Source organism: Dapis brunnea BLCC-M229 (assembly GCF_050015995.1).
Classification (GTDB): Bacteria; Cyanobacteriota; Cyanobacteriia; order Cyanobacteriales; family Microcoleaceae; genus Trichodesmium.
In genome coordinates this window covers 1-19,219 of the sequence record NZ_JBNHEP010000164.1, presented here as the reverse complement: position 1 = coordinate 19,219, position 19,219 = coordinate 1, and the positions used below count along the sequence as shown (strand labels likewise).

Here is a 19,219-nt window from a genome sequence, read left to right as displayed (position 1 = left end):
CCCAATTTTGTGCGGGGAATGTTTTTTTTTACCCAGAACTTTGTACTGTCCAGTAATATGAGTTATGATGATTTTGTTATTCAGAGCTGATTTATAAAGTAAATCTTAAGCTAGCTACTCGCTTAACCATCAGGTGAATTAGAGAGCCATAAATCATGGCTTCACTTACATCTGAATACACCTCATAATCTTTGCTTAAGCGTCGAAATCTATTCAACCATCCAAAAGTGCGCTCAACAATCCATCGCTTAGGTAACCGCTCAAAGGTTTGGGCAGTTCTTTTAATTACTTCCACTCTCACGCGATACTGCTGACGCAACGCTCCGCGAACGCCACAAACTTGCTGGACTGCACTCGCAAAGTTTTTACCAGAATAACCCTGATCTACCCAAAGCACCTCTAATTTCGAGAGTTTCTCCTTGGCTTCATTAAGTACAACAACTGCCCCTAATCGTTCTGAGGCATTTGCTTCAGTGACCAAAACACCAATTAATAATCCTTGGGAATCTACTACAATGTGACGCTTACGCCCCTTAACTTTCTTGCCACCATCGAAACCGTAGACAGATCCCTTTTTTCTGTAGTCTTGACTGACTGGGAATCAGCAATAGCAACAGTTGAGTCTTCATCCCTGTCTAATTCTGTTCTTAATTTTTGGCGTATTTTATCGTGCATCTGTTGCCAAAAACCGCCTTTTTGCCATTTTTTGAAGTATCTGTATACCGTGCTATAAGGAGGCAGATCATGAGGCATCATTTCCCACTGACATCCAGTCCTTTGCACATAAAATATACCGTTGAAAATTTCTCTGAAATCTACTTCTAGAGGATGACCAAATCCCTTGGGTAATGGTACTAGAGGCTTCAGTATTTCCCATTCTAAGTCGCTCAGATCACTTGGGTATGGTTGACGTTGAGGATTGGCGATCGCAGGTAGACGGCTCATTAGTTACAGTATGGCTTAACTATAGTTAAGAATAACACCATTATTTACTTGGACAAAACTTTCTTTAGATTCTCTTTATAAATCAGCTCTCAGGCGATCGCTATAAATTTTCAAGGGAGCACCTAAATTAGTAGACACCATATATAGTGTCCTTGCGTAAGTCCTGATTTAGATATCTCCGATCATAAAAAATCAATTCTTTCTCCCTACTCCCTCTTTTCCGGAGAGGTCTAATATCAATCATAATAATCATATTCCCAGCAATTGCCATAGATTTTTGTTTTGTTATCTAACTCTCCATACAGATATGTACAATTTTCTATATTTTTTGGTGTGTAAACAATACCAGACTCATCAAAAAACCAGATATCTGTTGCAAAGAAAGTACAACCTCCACTTTGACTAATGTGCTGAATATAAAACCATCCAATTCTAGTATCTTCTAATAAAAAATAAAATCAATTCTTTCCCCCTACAGAGTAGGGACGTTCATGCAACGTCCCTACTACTCCCTACTCCCTCTTTTCTGTAGATGTCTAATATCAATCATAATAATCATATTCCCACCAATTACCATAGATTTTTGTTTTGTTATCTAAATCTCCTAACATATATACACAATTTTCTATATTTTTTGGCGTGTAAACTATACCAGATTCATTAAAAAACCAGGTATCAGTGGCAAAGAAAGTACAGCCTCCTCCTTGACTAATATGCTGAATATAAAACCATCCAATTCTAGTATCTTCTTGGCATGAATTAGGGCTATTGACACAATTCATTAAAGCAGGTTCAGATAATCGTAATCTAATTATATCTGTATAAAATGCTAATAAAATGTAGAAAAAAACTAATATTGGTACACCTGTAACTTTGATTAAAGTTTTTACTTTAGAATATTGCAGTTTATGTTTGTCAAGAAAGTATCCTAACATTCTCGCAATTTGTAAAAGCCAATAAACTCCAATAATTAAACAACCAACTAGAGCAATTAAATATAGAAAAATAATTGCTAAAAATTCAAATAAAGACCTAGAATATACTATGATTTGCCATCTTCTAGCTAGAGGTACAATTAGGCAACTGAATAGTAAAATTATTTCCCAATAGTTTTTGATTAGTCTAAACTTCAAGATAAAATCTCTCACTGTAGTAGCGTGTCTAGCTTTATTTTGTAGGTAAGTTTGGGCAAATGAAGACCTCTCCCCCGACCTCTCTCCTGCTCCGAGAGGGGATTTATTCTCCCCCTTCCCTACCAGGGAAGGGAGTTGGGGGGTTATATAAAATCCGGTTATACAGTAATTGCAAAATTACTTTCTCTGAATACAGATATTCTATTGAATACGAATTATACAATTTCCAAGTTCCAATCTTTTCTTTCTCCTGGCTCCTGACTCCTGACTCCTGACTCCTGACTCCTGACTCCTAGCGCGATAGGATAACTAATTACCCGGATTCTATATTAGGTCTTTTAGCCACAAAATTAGTCTAGACGCGCTAGTAGGACGTCTAGCTTGAAAATGTGGGTAAAGAGCGAGTCAATCAAAACCTCTCCCCCGACCCCTCTCCTCTCCTGCTCCGAGAGGGGATTTATTCTCCCCCTTCCCTGATAGGGAAGGGGGTTGGGGGGTTAGGTTTTACCCACAAAATTAGTCTAGACGTGCTAGTAGTTTAGTTTCAAGGAGTTGAAAAGTCCTCAATAGAAGCTGTTCTCAATTTACCTTTTTTATTTGCCTGCCAAACGTTACCACTATCAACCTCTAAACAAGTTAACCAACCCTCATCATAAATTCTAGTATCAATACAAATGGCGTGACCGACATTAATAGGTTTTCCATTTTTTTGACTGGTGTGACCGCAAACCATTGTTTTTCCAGAAAAGTGAGGCAAAGGGTTATTGAATCTTTCCCAGAAAAGGTTGTACTCTGATTGATCGTTTAAAGACAGATGAGGAGCAGCATTTGCATGAACAAAAAAATGTTCGTCTGACTCCCACCAATCTACACAGACATTTTCAATAAAATGCCAGTGTTCGTCTGGAATCTGTTTTCGTTGAGATTTACCAGACTTAGAATAAGAAGCTAAGGTCTCCTTTCCTCCAGATTTATGCCAACGAGCTTCATTTTCCTGACAATGACGAGACCTAAGCATCATCAATTCATGGTTACCACGCAAAGCTACAAGTTGCCCTGTTTCATGTAGTGCTATTAATCTATTTATAACTCCTTGAGAATCTGGACCTCTATCTACATAGTCGCCGAGAGTAATAATAACATCCTCTAACCGTGGTTTGACTGCTGCAATCAAGGTATCAAATGCTATTGAATGACCGTGAATATCTCCGATGGCAAGAATACGCATAAAATAAAGAAGATAGGGAATAGGGAATAGGGAATAGAGAACAGGGAATAGACATCTCCAATAATCTACCTGAAACTACCAGGACTTACGCAAATGTACTATATATAGAGTTCAAAAACTATAACGTTATAGTTTTTAACGCTATATATGTGGTCTCTGCGTAAGTTATAACTACTATAAAAAGGTTGTTAAATCTTAATTTTTGGAGAAGTCTAATACGGAACAGGAAAAATAGGTGGTGGTGCATAGTAATGGTAGAGAGAATGTGGGAGGTGTGGGGAGTGTGGGAAGAAATTAAAAAAAATATAGAAGCCATTTAGTATCTTTGCCAGGGACTAAATTTTTGAGGTACGGAGTCGTCTGTAGATATAGGAAATACACTGAAAAGATGGAAAAATATACCCCATCTCCCCATCTCCACCATCTCCCCATCTCCCCATCACACCATCTATTTTTCAATAGAACCCATTTGGGGTCCATATATCTTCACCATTACTATGCAAGACTACCTAAAAATAAAATCTGCACTTAAATTTTCTCGCATTGCTAAATCTACCTAACTTCTGACTCCTTAATCCTATTATTAGTTATGTACTACCACAGGGGTTCCCACAGATGCCCAGTCAAATAACCATTTCGCATGATTGACTGCTACATTTGTACAACCATGACTAACTGGAGTACCGAACATATTATGCCAGTAAGCGCCATGAATTGCCATTCCTCCATCATAATACATAGTATAGGGAACGTCCGGTACATCGTAACCTGGTCCGGTCATTCTAGTGGTGCGATATTTTGTTTGTACTCTGAAAGTACCTAAACGGGTAGGGGTTGATGCTTTACCTGTGGAAACTATGACCGCATAAACTGCTTTATTTCCTTCCCAAGCGATTAATCTTTGAGTAGATAAATCGATTGAAATCCAACGTTCCTCTGATTGTTGCAACTCTAACATTCTTGTGGCAATTACATTTTCCCATTGAGTAGCTTTAGCTAGTATTGACCAGGAGAAAAAAGTTGTAATAGTTAGTGCTGCACTGGCGAATATTTTAACTATTTGATACCAACTTTTAGAACTATAGGACTTAGGTAAACCAAACGATAAACCGAGGTTTTTCTCCTGATTATTGTCTTTCAAATCACGAGATTTATTTGAGTAAACCAGTTTTCCAGTAAATCCTGAACTCAGTAAATTTTTCATATTTATACCTCTCTTCAAGAAGAAAAATTATGCTCTAATTTTAATTTATACCACTGCAAAAAAACTGTTAAGACATTAATAAAATTAAGTAAGCATTCAGCTATTAGCTGTCAGCTCAAGCACAATAAAACCACACCTTAGTACCAAGCGTCAAAAAAGAATGCTATAAATTTATCTTGATTAGAGATGCTTAAAAAGAGCTGCTCTAATTCATTTTAGACAGCTATATCTAGCATTATCATTTTTCCCTTTTTTTTGTAAGCATTCAGGTAGCTCCCCTTTAGCTTTTCCTGCGGAATGCTAGGTAAACAATTTTTCCTTAGTAATAATCCTGCACTAAGTAATTAATGAAAAAGATTAGCAAAGAATGATTTGAGAGTAACTTTTAATTGTTCCTCAATCTTTCAACTCTAATTCTTCCTTCAAAAAGAATAAGTTAATAGCTGATAGCTGACTGCTGAATGCTTACTTTTTTTTTTCAATAATTTCCTCCTTTTCTTACTTCTTTCTTTCTTTAACTAATAGCTGAAAGCTGACGGCTGAATGCTTACAGAATTAAAATCAATTATTTCCCCCTGCTCCCTACTCCCTACTCCCTACTCTCTCATTTTCTGAAAGTTGTTTAACTATAAATTGAGCTTGTTGAGCGATCGCTTCCCAATCTTCAGCAATTATTAATTTTTCAGGAAATAGTTTCCCTGATAAACCTACAGCAATTGCACCCGCGTTAATAAATTCTTTAGCATTTTCTAAGGTTACTCCGCCAGTAGGAATTAAGGGAATTTCTCCTAAAGGTCCTTGCAAACTTTTAATATAATTTGCACCTCCAACTGCCGAAATTGGATATATTTTAACACCACTAGCTCCTGCTTGCCAAGCAGTAACTATTTCTGTGGGAGAAAGAGCGCCGGGAATTATGGGCACACCTGCTATTTTTGCTGTTTGAATCATAACAGGATTGGTATGTGGGGTAAAGACAAATTGGCAACCAATTTTAAGTGCTTTTTGTAACTCTTCTAGGGTTAATAATGTACCTGTGCCAATAGTACAAGTTGGTAATTCGGAGCGGAGCAAAGTAATTAATTCTGCTGCTTGATGAGTATTCCAAGTAATTTCTATTATCCGGATACCTCCAGCAGCAACAGCTTTTGCCATTTGTCTAGCAAGCTCCATTTTTGAGGTGCGGATAACAGCAATTACTCGATTTTTGCGTAATGTGTTTAACCAATTTTCTTGAGTCATAAAGTAAAAAGTAAGAAGGAAGAAGTTAAATAATTAATAATTAACAATTAATAATTAATAATTAATAATTACCTCTTCTTATAAAGAAGAGGATTGGCTAAAAGGATTTTTTTCTTCTCTTAGTTGATTGAATCTGGTTAGGGAACCTATCCATCCCATCCTACGGAATGCTCCTCAAACGACAGCTTTTTCTACATGAATGGAGAGGCTTTATACTTGAATTTTTCGGTAAATATATCTTTATCTGAAAATATTCTGGCAAAAGATAATTTATTTTTCATAGTACAACTAAGTTATTCCTTCTTAAAAGAAGCAATAAAGTAAATATACAGCATATTCCAGGTTAATGTCGTACAATTAAGGGAATGAATATTTTTTCTCTGTTCCCTACTCCCTACTCCCTAAAACCATCAATATATGTACTTTCAGAGAGTAGGAAACTGCTGTATTATAATACATATTAATATTCTTACTCTTTTTCTTCAGTAACTTTAATGCAAGTAAAATTTAATGACTATAAATAAAATTATGCAGCCAATAATTACTCTTTAAGATTACATAGCTAATCCTATAGATGCTGTGGAATGGGTAGATGGAAAACTGATGGAAAAACATCCTATAAATAGTTAGAATATTTCTTGGAATTCATAATTCAGAATTCAGGAGTCAGAATGAATATATTTAATACCATTTTTTATGTTTTAAATCATCTTTTTCGTCAAATATACTTTCATATAAAGTTTTTTTATGGTGCTTATTATTCGTAACATTCTTTTTTCAAAATGGTATAATTCCTCTTTCAGTGTAATAATGAGTTAATGAGTTGATGACTTACACAAAGATACTATATATAGAGTGCAAAAACTATAACGTTATAGTTTTTAACGCTATATATGTTGTTTCTCCGTAAGTTCTAGAGTTAATAACTTATAGCTATTGAGGCAGTTCCTCCATTTGCGCAGCATTCCGCAGGGGTGGTAGTGCATAGTAATGGTAAAGGAAGCACCGGTAGTGTGGGGAGTGTGGGGAGATGGGGGCATGGGGAGTTTGGGAGAAATTAAAAAATATATATTCTCACCATTACCATGCAGGAATACCTCCGCAGGAAAGGAGGCTAGCCGACGGCTAAATGCTTACCCTGAAAATTCTAATTTTCCAATTTTCCCCAAATAGCTAATCCTCCTCCTCTACCCCTAGCAGTAATAAATTTTTCTTGAATTAAAAAGTAGGCAAAAAATGCTTGCTTCCCCACAGTTTCTGTAGGAAATTTATCTTCACTTTCTTTACCACCTCAAATATATCCAGAATAGAGTTTTACTCCGAATAATTTGACTGTGATTTTGGTAAAATCAAAAGCCAGAATATTTTTTTGTCTATAAACTTTGTCGGTCCGGAAAGAGATAATTTTAAACCAGCAAATTCCACAGTATTTTCTACACTGCCGATTTCTAATTGTTGAGAGATTTCAGAATTATCGAGAGGGGAAAAATAGGAGAGTGTAATACGGCTAAATGCTTACCTTGAAAATTCTAATTTTCCAATTTTCCCCAAATAGCTAATCCTCCTCCTCTACCCCTAGCAGTAATAAATTTTTCTTGAATTAAAAAGTAGGCAAAAAATGCTTGCTTCCCCACAGTTTCTGTAGGAAATTTATCTTCACTTTCTTTACCACCTCAAATATATCCAGAATAGAGTTTTACTCCGAATAATTTGACTGTGATTTTGGTAAAATCAAAAGCCAGAATATTTTTTTGTCTATAAACTTTGTCGGTCCGGAAAGAGATAATTTTAAACCAGCAAATTCCACAGTATTTTCTACACTGCCGATTTCTAATTGTTGAGAGATTTCAGAATTATCGAGAGGGGAAAAATAGGAGAGTGTAATTTTTACTAAATTAGGAAGATAACGTCCTGCTCCTAATATAATACCCGCTCTTTTTCTGCTTTTTTTCGTACCAGTAATAAAACATAATTGCCAATTCCCTGATAGTTGCTCAATTTTATAAGTTTGCTTCTCCTTTTTTGACTGTTTTTCAATTGCAATAAGTGCTGAAACAACAGAATCAGCAGATGGTTTATTAGCGGAATTTTTGATAACTGAATTAGCTGCTGTTTCTATTATTAATAAATTTTCCATGATATTTTTGCAGAAGGTTTTAGGTATTATAAAAATTTGATATAGCAATACAAAAAAGTGTTAGGAAATTGATAAAATTGAAATCTTTGATTAGACTGAAAAACCTATATTGCTGCAACAGTAGGGGCGGGTTCTAATTGAAATTATGAGGTTCAATCTGAAATTACATGAACCCGCCTCTAATTATATGATGCACTATTTTAGCTGTGTCAGTCCAGTAGAGCAAGTTTCAAACTATATTGCCCTTATATCAAGTCCTTCCCCCATAACTTTTTCAACATTTAATTAGACCTACTTATACCGTTTCACGGAAGTTATGCATTGAGTGTGTAATTCTGAGGAGACCTCAGAACGTAAGACAAACTCAAGACAGTCAAAAGTAATATTTAATCGGCTCAAAACTCTGACGTTAAAGTAATTTCAGAAAATAATTTCAAACTTTAGATGTAAAATTATGTGTAACATCTTTAAAGTGAATTGGTATTGTACCAATTTTAAAAAAGAATGTTACGAATAATAAGGGCGATAAAAAGACTTGACAGGAGATGTCCCTTGGACGAATTCGATAAGTTATGAAGTAATAAATAGGATCGAAGCTATTCATTCTGACTCCTGACTCCTGACTCCTGACTCCTAAAAAATCTCCTAGCTACTTGTAGCAAACATTTATCATGCTTGGTATTACTAGACTGATACACTTAATTTTGTGCATTAGGGCGGGTTCATTTAATTGAATTTTAATGTATTAATTTGGGTAGTCCTACATGGTAATAGTGAGGATATATATTTTGGTAGTGGTATACAAGTAGTGATATATTAAAAAAAGTCAAGTAGTCAAGGAAATACTATTTCTTTGAAACTAAGAATTTAAGATAATTTCTGTTCCCAGTTAAGTGTTAAGTGTTCCCTACCTCTACCCTAAATCACAATCATCAAAGGACTACCTATATTTTTTAATTTCTCCGACACTCCCCATCTCCCCATCCCCCCATCTCCCCATCTCCCTAAACTCCCGGTGCTTCCTTTACCATTACTATGCACCACCACCTTAATTTGAACTAGAACCCGCCCCTACTATTGAAACATTTTAGGTGGGTTATTTCAGTTATCAGTTATCAGTTATCAGTACCTCTGACTAAAGCATCAGGATTGAAATACTGAATTGAATATTTCTCTTGGTCGATTCGATATGGCGTTTAGCTGCGCGACATGAAAAACGTTTCGCTTCGCGACATGAAACGCGGCTCTGTAAGAGCGGGAAACCTCGCCATCCCATCTACCAGGTCATGCTCCGCAAACGACCGCTTTTTCATCCCCTTTTAACGGGAGGCTTTGGACCTCATTTTTTGGTAACATCACTACTCATCAGTCCTTTTTATTTAATTAAATGACAAAAATCCAAGCTTCTCAAATTGAATATGTTGATGTAATTATCATTGGTGGTGGAATAGCTGGAATTTCTATTGCTGAATTTCTTGCTCGTCATAGTCGTCTTTCCATAAAAGTATTAGATAGTGCCCCACAATTAGGAACATTTGCTTCGGGTAAATTGGAAGGTTGGTTTCATACTGGCGCACTTTATTCAGGACATGATGATGCTCAGACTTTTATTAATTGTGTGAATAGTCTGGAAGATTTAATTAATCTATATAGTTCCTATTTTTCCGAACAATGTAATATTGCTCTAACAGAAACAAAACCTAATTTTTTTACCCCCGCAGTTATCCCTAATTCTCAGGGTTGGTTTAACGATCGCCCTGTATATTTAATTAATCCTAGAAAAAATTCTCCAGAAATTAGTTTATCAGGTCTTAAAAGCGATTCGGTATATTTAGAAATTCAGCGTAATCGAGTTTTAGGCAGATTAGAAACTGCTTATGGTCAACAATATAATTGGCTGCAAAATGGAAATTGTTTAGCTCCAATTTATGCCCAAGTCGAAGCTTATGAAGGTTTAAATTGTTCTTTGCGTCATTCAACAGAAACTATAGATAATCTTTGTCGTAGATTCGATCGTTCTTATGGTCTAGAAAATTCCAATTATGAAATTATCAAAACCTTAGATTGTTCAATGAATACTACTGCCATAATGAGAACTTTAGTTGCTAGTGCTATCGAGCGAGGGGTGACATTCGAGACGGGAGTAACTATTGATAAATTACTAATAGATAGCTACGGCAAAATTCAAATCAAAAGTCTTTTATGTCGCACACAAAATAGCTTTCCCAAACGTCTAAAAGCACGGTTATTTATTTTTGCAGTTGGGAAAGGTTTTGAACCGTTTTTATCCGATTTACAAGTACGGGCAAAACTTAAACGTAGTCGTAGTGCTATGGTAGTAGCTCAACCTGCTTTAACTGATACTAATTTTGTGCGGATGTCTACTAAGAGAAAGTTTCATTTTAATCATTTTGTACATAATTGCGAGATAGGCACGGAAAAATTTGTTTATTCTATGTTAGCTGATTCTAGCTATACTAATGATGACCCAATAAATCGAGAAGATGAAGTAGATATTGAGCAAATTTTGGATTCGGCAGAACGATATTTTGGCAAAGATAAACTTTACAATCGAAATCTTTTTAGTTATGACTGTGTAAAAACAGAATTTATTAGTCAGGAAGAACAAAAACGGCGTTATAGTTATTGGATAGAGTCAAATCCTAATAGTAACTATTTATGTGTTTTGCCTGGGAAATTTTCTTTTTTTCCGACAGTGGCATTTCAATCTTATCAACGGATTAAAACTCTAATTGATTTTGATGAATGTGTGGAGAAGTCAACTTTTTCTCCAAATGTTAAAGTAATGCAGGAGGCAAACAAATTAATTGCTGATTCTTATCCAATGAAAATTATCGCTGAGGCAAAAAACTGTTCATTAATTGATAATTGATAATTACCTCTGGTTAAAACCGCAACGGAATTGAATATAAGGAAATATTATTTCTTGTCTTGGTCGATTGGATATCATTAGGTAACCCATCCATCCCATCCTACTCCATGCTCCGCAAACTACCGCTCTCTTGGTCGATTGGATCTGGTGAGGTTTCCTCGCCCCCATCCTACGGAATGCTGCCTCTTGCAGAGGAGCTGCCTCTTACAGAGGAGCTGCCTCTTACAGAGGAGCTTCGCTAACGCTAACGCTAACGCTTTTCATGTCGGCGACAGCCGAAACGCTAACGCAAACGACCGCTTTTTCCCCTTTATTGGGGAGGCTTTAAAGGGTGAATTATTTAATTAATAATTATTAATTATTAGACATCTCCGGAAAAGAGGGATTAGGGAGTAAGGAGTAGGGAGTAGGGGGAAAGAATTGATGATTTATGCGTATGGGATTGATTTTATTTTTAATTATTAGGACTTACGCAAAAAAACGTTTTTTTGTCATTGCGAGCAGCAGCGAAGCAATCTCAAACGTTGATATTTCCTTCCCCATGCGTAAGTCCTGATTATCACTAGATGTCTATTAATTATTCGGTAAATGACTCATACCATGCCTACTAATATTAGCTCGTAGTTAGGCTTTAGCTCTGCTAGATTGAAGTCCAGCGCTCTCCGGTCAGGGGAACATTGTATGAGAAAGTCGGGGGTTATGTGTGTGCTTCCTCTTGATGAGTCTATGTATTTTTTTAGCACGCTAGACATTGACACCACTACAACTAGCTATAAAGTAGGATTCATTTTCCGATCAACTAATAGCTAGGCAACCTAATAATTGGCAATTCAAGCTTGCTTATTATTTGTTTAGTGACTCTCAAGTGATATTTCTAGAAGACCTACAGATACCAAATTGACACCACTACAACTAGCTATAAAGTAGGATTCATTTTCCGATCAACTAATAGCTAGGCAACCTAATAATTGGCAATTCAAGCTTGCTTATTATTTGTTTAGTGACTCTCAAGTGATATTTCTAGAAGACCTACAGATACCAAATTGAGTTAGACGTTGCAAGCCTAAATTAGGGGTTTATATCAAATCCGGTAGCATCGGTGTAATTAGATAAAGAGTGTGGTCCGTGTGGGAAGATGGGGAGATAAGCGAGCATATTTGGCAATGGCGCTCGTGAAGAGAACATTTTTTTATACCCAACCCGAGCGGATTTGATATTACACAAAAAAACTAATTTCTACTGCAAATCACCCGATCGCGTCCCTGCCTCTTAGCTTCATATAAAGCCTCATCTGACAGACCAATTAAGTCTTCTGCAGTATCTTCGAGAGTAGGAATAATACTAGCAACCCCCAGACTCAAAGTAACAAACTGACTCACCTCAGACTGAGCGTGGGGGATAAAAAGAGAAGCGATCGCCTGCCGAATAAACTCAGCAATAGTAAACCCACCTTCTATATTTGTATTAGGTAAAATTACCGCAAATTCCTCACCACCGTAACGAGTTACTAAATCAGTTGACCGTTGAGGGACTTGGGATATCGCCTGCGCCACACGAATCAAGCAATCATCTCCACCTTGGTGTCCATAATGATCGTTGTAACCTTTAAAATAATCAATATCAATCATAATCAAGGACAAAAATTGCTGTTCTCGCAGATGTCGTCGCCACTCAACGGCGAGGTACTGATCGAAACTACGACGATTAGGTATTTGAGTAAGTCCATCCAAATTAGCAATGCGTAATAATTCCTGGTTAGCTTGTTCCAGTTGAGCAGTACGCTGGGCAACCTGCTCCTGTAAAGTTTGGTTGTAGTCTGAAAGAATCTTTTCTGCCTGCTTGCGTTCGGTAATATCCTGAAAAGTAGTAATTGCATACTTAATTTTTCCCTGTTTGTCATAAACGGGTGTTCCGCAAGCTTCAATAGCAATTCGGCGATCGCCTTGGTGAATTTCTATATGGTCATCCCTGACAGTTTCTCCGTGCAGAGCGCGTACTATTGGTAAATTAGCCTCTGGATATTTTTCCTCAGTGCCAGCTTGATAAATTTGATAAACCTCAGAAATTTCACTTGATGTAACATTACCCAGTAATTCTCGTGCTATATGATTTGTGTAATAAGGATGACCAGAAGCATCCACAATGCCAACAGCAACTGGCATAGCATTAAGAAACTGTCTTAACTGATTTTCATTTTCCCTAACTTGAGCATAAAGTTTAGCATTTTGAATAGAAATAGCAGCTTGAGAGGATAACAAATTTAAAATTTCCACTCGTTTGTCAGTAAAAGCTTCTACAGTCAAATTATTTTCCAAGTAAAGGAGACCTATGAGTTTTGCTTGATTAAGAATAGGAGTACAACAAAGACTTTTAGGTTGGTTTTCAATCAAGTATGAATCTCTAGCAAAGATTTTGTCTTGTTCAATGTTGTTGATCAGCAAAGTTTGTTGCGTCCGTTTAACAGTATTGATGACGCTACCTGGTAAGATGTTGGTATCACTAATGGGAATACTAGACAAGGTATAGTTTCCATCAACCCATTGAGAAACTATTTCCCAACTGCCAGAGTTGTATAAAAGCAATACACATTTGTTAGCTCCGGCATTTTCTGCAACAATGCGTGTCATTTTGGAGAGTAAGACTTCTAGTTCGATTTCCTCAGATATAGCTTGAGAGGCTTTGATGACAGAAGCTAGATCTAGGTCTGAGGATGTGGTAGTTACTTGGCCTCCAGAAGAAGTTTGGATTCTAGTATGACTAGGATGGGGGTGACATTTCTCACTTTGGAAAATAAGAGTGAGAAGTTGGGGATATTTTTCTTCGAGTTGGTTAGTCTTAGCCTTTGCTCCCCAAGTAGTATAGCAATAGTAGGCTTCTTGCATATAGATACTAGCAACTTTTTCTTTATTACAACCAAAATAAAATTTAGCTGCCAGTTCATTTGCCAGAGCTTCTTCCTGAAGATATTTGTTTTCTTTCGCTCCTAATATCGCCTTGTCATATAGCTCTATTGCTTCTCCTTTTTTTCCTAATACTCGGCAAATTTCTGCCTCCACTAAATCTACTTTATGTTGGTAATTCATCGCGGCTGAGTCTGCCCATTGCTTTTTTAGTTGCCTTTGATTTTCTTCCACTCGTTCCATCACATTTGACATCTCCTTTTTCCTTTCACTCATTCTTCCTAAAGCTATCAAAGAATCATAAAAATAAAACACTGGTTGAGTTACCAGTCCTGGTGAAGCTAGCACATATTCTTTGATTTTTTCTATATCCTTTTCAATAGATTCTATTTCCTCAAACAAATAACACAACATCATCTTATATAAGTAAAAAAATGATAACCCTAATGAATCATTCCCTGACACCATTTTTGATATAAATTCTGCCTCTTGCTCACTATCTCCAGATAAAAGAGTTGGATATTTCCCAATTCCGAGTAAATTTAATGTTGTCTGCCAACAACTGCGACACCAATTCGCTGCTACTAATTGATTCAATTGTACTAACCCATCAAAGTAAGTATGAGCTGACTGTTCCAAGGCAGCTAGAGGTTGACTACACAAAAAAGATTGTAAACAAAAACCATGAGCATTGTAGCCAGCAAATTCCAAGTTTCCCACTTCTAAACCTATTCCATAACCTTCTTGCAGGGGAGAAACAGTTTCTTTGATATGAGATTTATAATGTAGGAGAAAGAACATGACAATATGTATTACCAATGGCTTCACCCCTTTTAAATCTAGTTTGGAGACTACCTGTAGTGCCAGTTGACCAAACTTGACCGCGACATCGACATCTTGTAATACACTACAAGCAACGATGCCATAGCAAGAATAAGCAAAGGCGGAAGTTTCACTATTTCCGTATTGAATAGATAGTTTGACTGACAATGCTACCAATAATGGAAATAAGGGAGAACCGGAAAGGTAAGTAGCTGGCATAATGCTATTGGTAATTTCCACAATAGCAATTTTGTCTCTATCCTCAATCATTGGCAGATCAATTAACTGTTCTATTTCTCGATAACCAATCAGTAGGCAAACTTCTAAAACTGCATCTTTAATATTATCCTGTGTGGGTGTTTCTGGAAAAGTCACACCTAATTGTCCTAAAAATTGTTTAGCAATAGCAATAGCTTCAGTCGCTAAATTTCTCGTATTATATGATTGTATTTGAATCCGATAAACATTAATCTGTTCTGGTAATGAGGAGGTATTGACAATGACTATCTCAATCAACTTTTCCATTACCCCAAAATCACCACATAAAGCAGCTAATTCTGTTCCCAACTCATAGAATTCTAAAGTCATTTCATATTGCCTAGACCAGGCATTTTCTCCTAGTAATGATAATCCAATCCTCACATATTCCCTACCTGCCTGATAAGCAGTAGCATTTCTAGCTTTTCTACAAGCTATCAGATTAAATTTTGCTAGTTCATCTCGTTCTGGTTGATTGGTAATTAAAGATGTTCCATAATTTAATTGACCAACTAGCTCAAAAATCCTTTCTTCTCTTGCTTCTAGAGAAACCTTTTGCAGTAGTAGTTGTCCTATATCGTAATGAAATTTTGCTTTTTCGTTTTTGGGAATAAAAGCATAAGCTGCTTGTTGGACTCTATCATGCAAAAAATGATAACCCACCGAAACATCAGCAATTTTGCTCTCCTGGTTTTCCTCTCCCATAAAAAACTTATAAACTTCACTCTCCGGAATAATGAACCCCTCCCGCAACCCCTGCCATAAATCTGTTGCTACCTCCCCTGGCGTTTTTCCCCGCACGATTGCCAAGGTTCCTAAATCAAATTTGTTGCCAATACAGGCAGCTAGTTTCATTACATCCTGGGTTGCTTCTGGCAGTTTCTGCAACCTTTTTACCATAAACTCTACCACATCATCAGTCAGTGCTAATTTACGCACTTGTGTCAAATCACATTGCCAATATCCTACCTTAGCCTCAAATCTAATCCAGGCATCCTCGTATAAACCCTGCAAAAATTGGGTGATAAAAAATGGATTTCCCTTGGTCTTTTGATACACTAGCTGTGCTAATGGTGTAGCAATTTCCACAGAACACATTAATGTATCCGCCACTAAACAAGTAATATTTACCTCATCTAAAGGAGCTAGGGTTAAAGTCTTCATCTCTACTGCCTGTTTCTGAATTTCATCTAAAATCAACATTAATGGATGAGCAGGAAATACTTCATTATCCCGATATGCTCCCAACACTAGCAGATATCCTGCTTTGCGATCGCTCATCAAGAGTTTTAGTAGATTTAACGAAGCTGAGTCTGCCCATTGCAAGTCATCTAGAAAAATTACCAAGGGATGTTCTTGCTTAGTAAAAACTTCTACAAATTTGCTAAAAATTAAGTTGAAGCGGTTTTGTGCTGCGCTACCCGATAGTTCAGGAACTGGTGGTTGTTTCCCAATAATTCTTTCTAGTTCTGGAATTACATCAATAATTACTTGTCCATTTTCCCCAACTACTTCTAATATTTTAGCTTTCCATTTGATTAATTCAGCATCAGATTCACTCAGTAATTGACTCATCAAGTCTCGAAATGCTTGGGTGAAAGCACTGAAGGGAATATTGCGATTGAACTGGTCGTATTTTCCTTTGATGAAGTAACCTCGTTGTTTAACTATAGGTTTGTGTACTTCATTCACTATGGCTGTTTTGCCGATGCCAGAAAATCCCGCCACAAGAATCATTTCTGTTGTTCCACTTGCCACATTCTCGAAGGCATTGAGTAAAGTTTGTACTTCTGCTTCCCTGCCGTAGAGTTTTTCTGGTATGAGGAAATGATGAGACACATCTCGTTCCCCAAGGTCAAATTCGGTTATTTTTCCTGTTACGTTTAACTGTTCTCTACATTTTTCCAAGTCATATTTTAATCCCCAAGTATTTTGATAACGGTCTTCGGCATTTTTCGCCATTAATTTTAACACTATTGCCTGCAAAACTTCGGGGATTTCTCTATTTTTGATTATGGGAAATTTTACTGGTTGAGCAATATGACAATGTACTAATTCTACTGAATCTTGAGTGTTAAATGGTAAGTCATCTGTGAGTAGTTGAAAAAATGTTACTCCTAGAGAATACAAATCTGTCCGATAGTCAATTCCTCGATTCATCCGACCTGTTTGTTCCGGAGAAATATAGGCCAGAGTTCCTTCTAATACATTAGGGTTTTTTAGTATGGGATTTTCTCTGTTTAACCTTGTAGAAATGCCAAAGTCAATAATTTTTAATTGTTTGGTTTTGGGGTTGTAAACTATATTGGCTGGATTAATATCTTTGTGGATAATATTTTCCGCGTGAATTTGTCCTAAAGTAGTAGTAATTTTAATTGCAATATCGAGAAAATCTGTTAAATCAAATTGATAGCTTTTTTGAATTATATTTAGTGATTCTCCACCAAAATCTTCTAAAATAATGATTTGATATTGTTCTAAACTGTAGGCTTTTATTACACCCTCTAGGTTCAGGTGACGAGTTAGTTCGTATTCTTGTTTGTAACGGGTGAGTTGGGATAAGGTCGGATAATCTGCTTTGAGAACTTTGAGAATCACTCTTTGAGCATCCTCCTCTCTGATAGCACGATACACTTCTGAATTCATACTTTGATGGATTTTATCTAATATTAGATAACCAGGTAGCAGAACCATCTTTATTTTAGCAAATTTTGTAGTTTTAGGAATACTAAATTATATCATATTTAGTTCTCTAAGTGAGGTACAAAATTATTTTATTTCAGGGAACAGGGAACAGGTATGGAGGGAGGAAGAAATCAAGACAACTATTTGTAAGTTAAAAATCTACGAATATATGTACCTTTCCACCTCTGGCATCTACCAAATTTCAATCTCTTGAAGTACTACCGCTTTTAGATTTTAGTCACTACGCATCTCTCTTAATACTTATTTTACAAATAGTCTCTTAATTATTCATTATTCATTATTCATTATTCATTATTCATTATTCATTATTGAAAGTTTCCTACATCCAATTTAAGTCCATTAAAAAATTAGCAATTCTTTGAGATGCACCCGATTTTCCCATTCTCCGAACACCATTTTTAGCAATTAATTCTCGTTGCTCTGAGTTGTCTAATAAAGACTGAACTGCACCTGCAACTTCTTGAGCATTTTTGACCAGAATTAAAGAAATTCCTAAAAGGCGACTTTGAGCTTCCGCAAAAGCAGATGTAAACTGAGGACCATTGCCAGGAATAGCGATCGCTGGTTTCCCTAAACCGACAAATTGTTCTGTAGCAGTACCTGCCATAGCAATAGCTAAATCTCCCCTATGTACAAATTCGGGAAAAGCTTGTTGATTTAAAATCATACTTGCATTTCTATTCTGAGAAATCAATTTTAGGGGAAAATGAATGCTTCCTTCTCCAGAAAAAAACGTGGGTTGAGGATTATCCGTTGGCAGTTGTAAAATACTTCTTTGAGTCTGAGTTTTAATTTCTCGTTCAGCTCGCCAATGATAAGACTGGAGCAATGTACTAAAAGGTTCTAAATCTAAATTAGGAGCGATCGCTGCGAGGAATAAAAACTTTTGTTGTGGAAAAGTTTCCAGCAACCCTACAACTGCCTGAATAATAATTTCCCAATTTGCATAAGTTTCTGGAGAACGAGACCCTGGTAACAAAGTAATTGTTATTTGACCTTGCATCCCTAACATCTGAGCATCAGAACGATACATTGAGAGCAGAGCGCTATCCAAAGCTACACCATCCATCATTGAGTTTCCCACATAATAAGCTCGAATAGACTTTTTCCGTAACATTTCTGCTGTTAACTCATCTCTAGCAAGCACCGCTCTACATTTCCCCCTACTCATTAACCAACGTTCCCAAGGAAAGTAAACCGAGCCTGACCAAAGTAGGAAACTTTCCACCCAAGACTTAGGGGGAAGTTGCTGAGTTTCATCTCGGATAAGATATTCTGATTTAGCAGTTCCTAAAAAAGCATAAGGTGCTCCACTTAACCAAGCAAATAATAAAGGTACAATATCCCCAACTGCCAAAATAACTACTTGATGACCTAACTTAGTTTCAGAACTTATCCAATATCTTAATGCTTTCAGTTGAGCAAAGGTAACTCTTAATAAACCACCTTTGACATCTCGCCATAGCTGCTGCCTATCCATGTAAATAAATCCACCAGAAGGCATTTTTTGTCGGGGGCCAATAATTGAAAGGTCAGCTATTTTGTTATAAGCTTGTCCTTCTCCCACTATTGGTAAGGCAGCAAGACTGGGAGGAAGAGGATATTCTTGTAGTTCTTGGAAAATTTGAGATGCGATCGCATCTTCTCCGTGACCATTACTTAGGCACAGTATCTTTAAGGTCATTTCAGTTATAACAGGAAATAGGGAATAGGGAATAGGGAATAGGGAATAGGGAATAGGGAATAGGGAA

The 19,219-nt window shown here is 36.6% G+C and carries 9 protein-coding genes; 1 reads left to right on the top strand and 8 read right to left on the bottom strand.

Going from position 1 to position 19,219, the window contains the following annotated elements; all coding sequences use genetic code 11:
* Positions 1 to 91: 91 nt before the first annotated feature.
* The 6 genes from ACP6PM_RS19105 to ACP6PM_RS19080 form a co-directional block, all read right to left on the bottom strand.
* Positions 92 to 945 (bottom strand): IS5 family transposase gene (locus tag ACP6PM_RS19105; protein ID WP_426587388.1). Its coding sequence is split into 2 segments (ribosomal slippage): positions 92 to 582 and positions 582 to 945, totalling 855 coding nucleotides; the frame shifts between segments, so codons are not numbered across the junction.
* A 542-nt stretch (positions 946 to 1,487) separates the two neighbouring features.
* Entirely contained in the window at positions 1,488 to 2,078 is a 591-nt protein-coding gene (locus tag ACP6PM_RS19100; RefSeq protein ID WP_426587386.1) for a hypothetical protein, read from the bottom strand.
* A 544-nt stretch (positions 2,079 to 2,622) separates the two neighbouring features.
* Entirely contained in the window at positions 2,623 to 3,306 is a 684-nt protein-coding gene (locus tag ACP6PM_RS19095; protein ID WP_426587384.1) for a metallophosphoesterase family protein, read from the bottom strand.
* Between the two features lie 583 nt (positions 3,307 to 3,889).
* On the bottom strand, positions 3,890 to 4,510 hold the full coding sequence (locus ACP6PM_RS19090) for a L,D-transpeptidase (protein ID WP_426587382.1): 621 nt from the start codon (positions 4,508 to 4,510) through the stop codon (positions 3,890 to 3,892).
* 582 nt (positions 4,511 to 5,092) lie between these two features.
* On the bottom strand, positions 5,093 to 5,752 hold the full coding sequence (locus ACP6PM_RS19085; RefSeq protein ID WP_426587380.1) for a bifunctional 4-hydroxy-2-oxoglutarate aldolase/2-dehydro-3-deoxy-phosphogluconate aldolase: 660 nt from the start codon (positions 5,750 to 5,752) through the stop codon (positions 5,093 to 5,095).
* Between the two features lie 1,696 nt (positions 5,753 to 7,448).
* On the bottom strand, positions 7,449 to 7,889 hold the full coding sequence (locus ACP6PM_RS19080) for a hypothetical protein (protein ID WP_426587379.1): 441 nt from the start codon (positions 7,887 to 7,889) through the stop codon (positions 7,449 to 7,451).
* 1,387 nt (positions 7,890 to 9,276) lie between these two features.
* Between ACP6PM_RS19080 and ACP6PM_RS19075 the strand changes: the two genes are divergently transcribed.
* The gene (locus ACP6PM_RS19075; RefSeq protein ID WP_426587377.1) at positions 9,277 to 10,782 is read left to right on the top strand and encodes an FAD-dependent oxidoreductase; all 1,506 of its coding nucleotides are present in this window, start codon (positions 9,277 to 9,279) and stop codon (positions 10,780 to 10,782) included.
* A gap of 1,229 nt (positions 10,783 to 12,011) precedes the next feature.
* On the opposite strand, the gene ACP6PM_RS19070 is transcribed toward ACP6PM_RS19075, so the two are convergent.
* Positions 12,012 to 17,456 carry a diguanylate cyclase domain-containing protein gene (locus ACP6PM_RS19070; RefSeq protein WP_426587375.1) on the bottom strand — a complete coding sequence of 1,815 codons (5,445 nt, stop codon included), beginning with the start codon at positions 17,454 to 17,456 and terminating at the stop codon, positions 12,012 to 12,014.
* A gap of 331 nt (positions 17,457 to 17,787) precedes the next feature.
* Positions 17,788 to 19,152, bottom strand: coding sequence for a lipid-A-disaccharide synthase-related protein (locus ACP6PM_RS19065; RefSeq protein ID WP_426587373.1), 1,365 nt, complete (start codon positions 19,150 to 19,152; stop codon positions 17,788 to 17,790).
* Positions 19,153 to 19,219 lie beyond the last annotated feature (67 nt).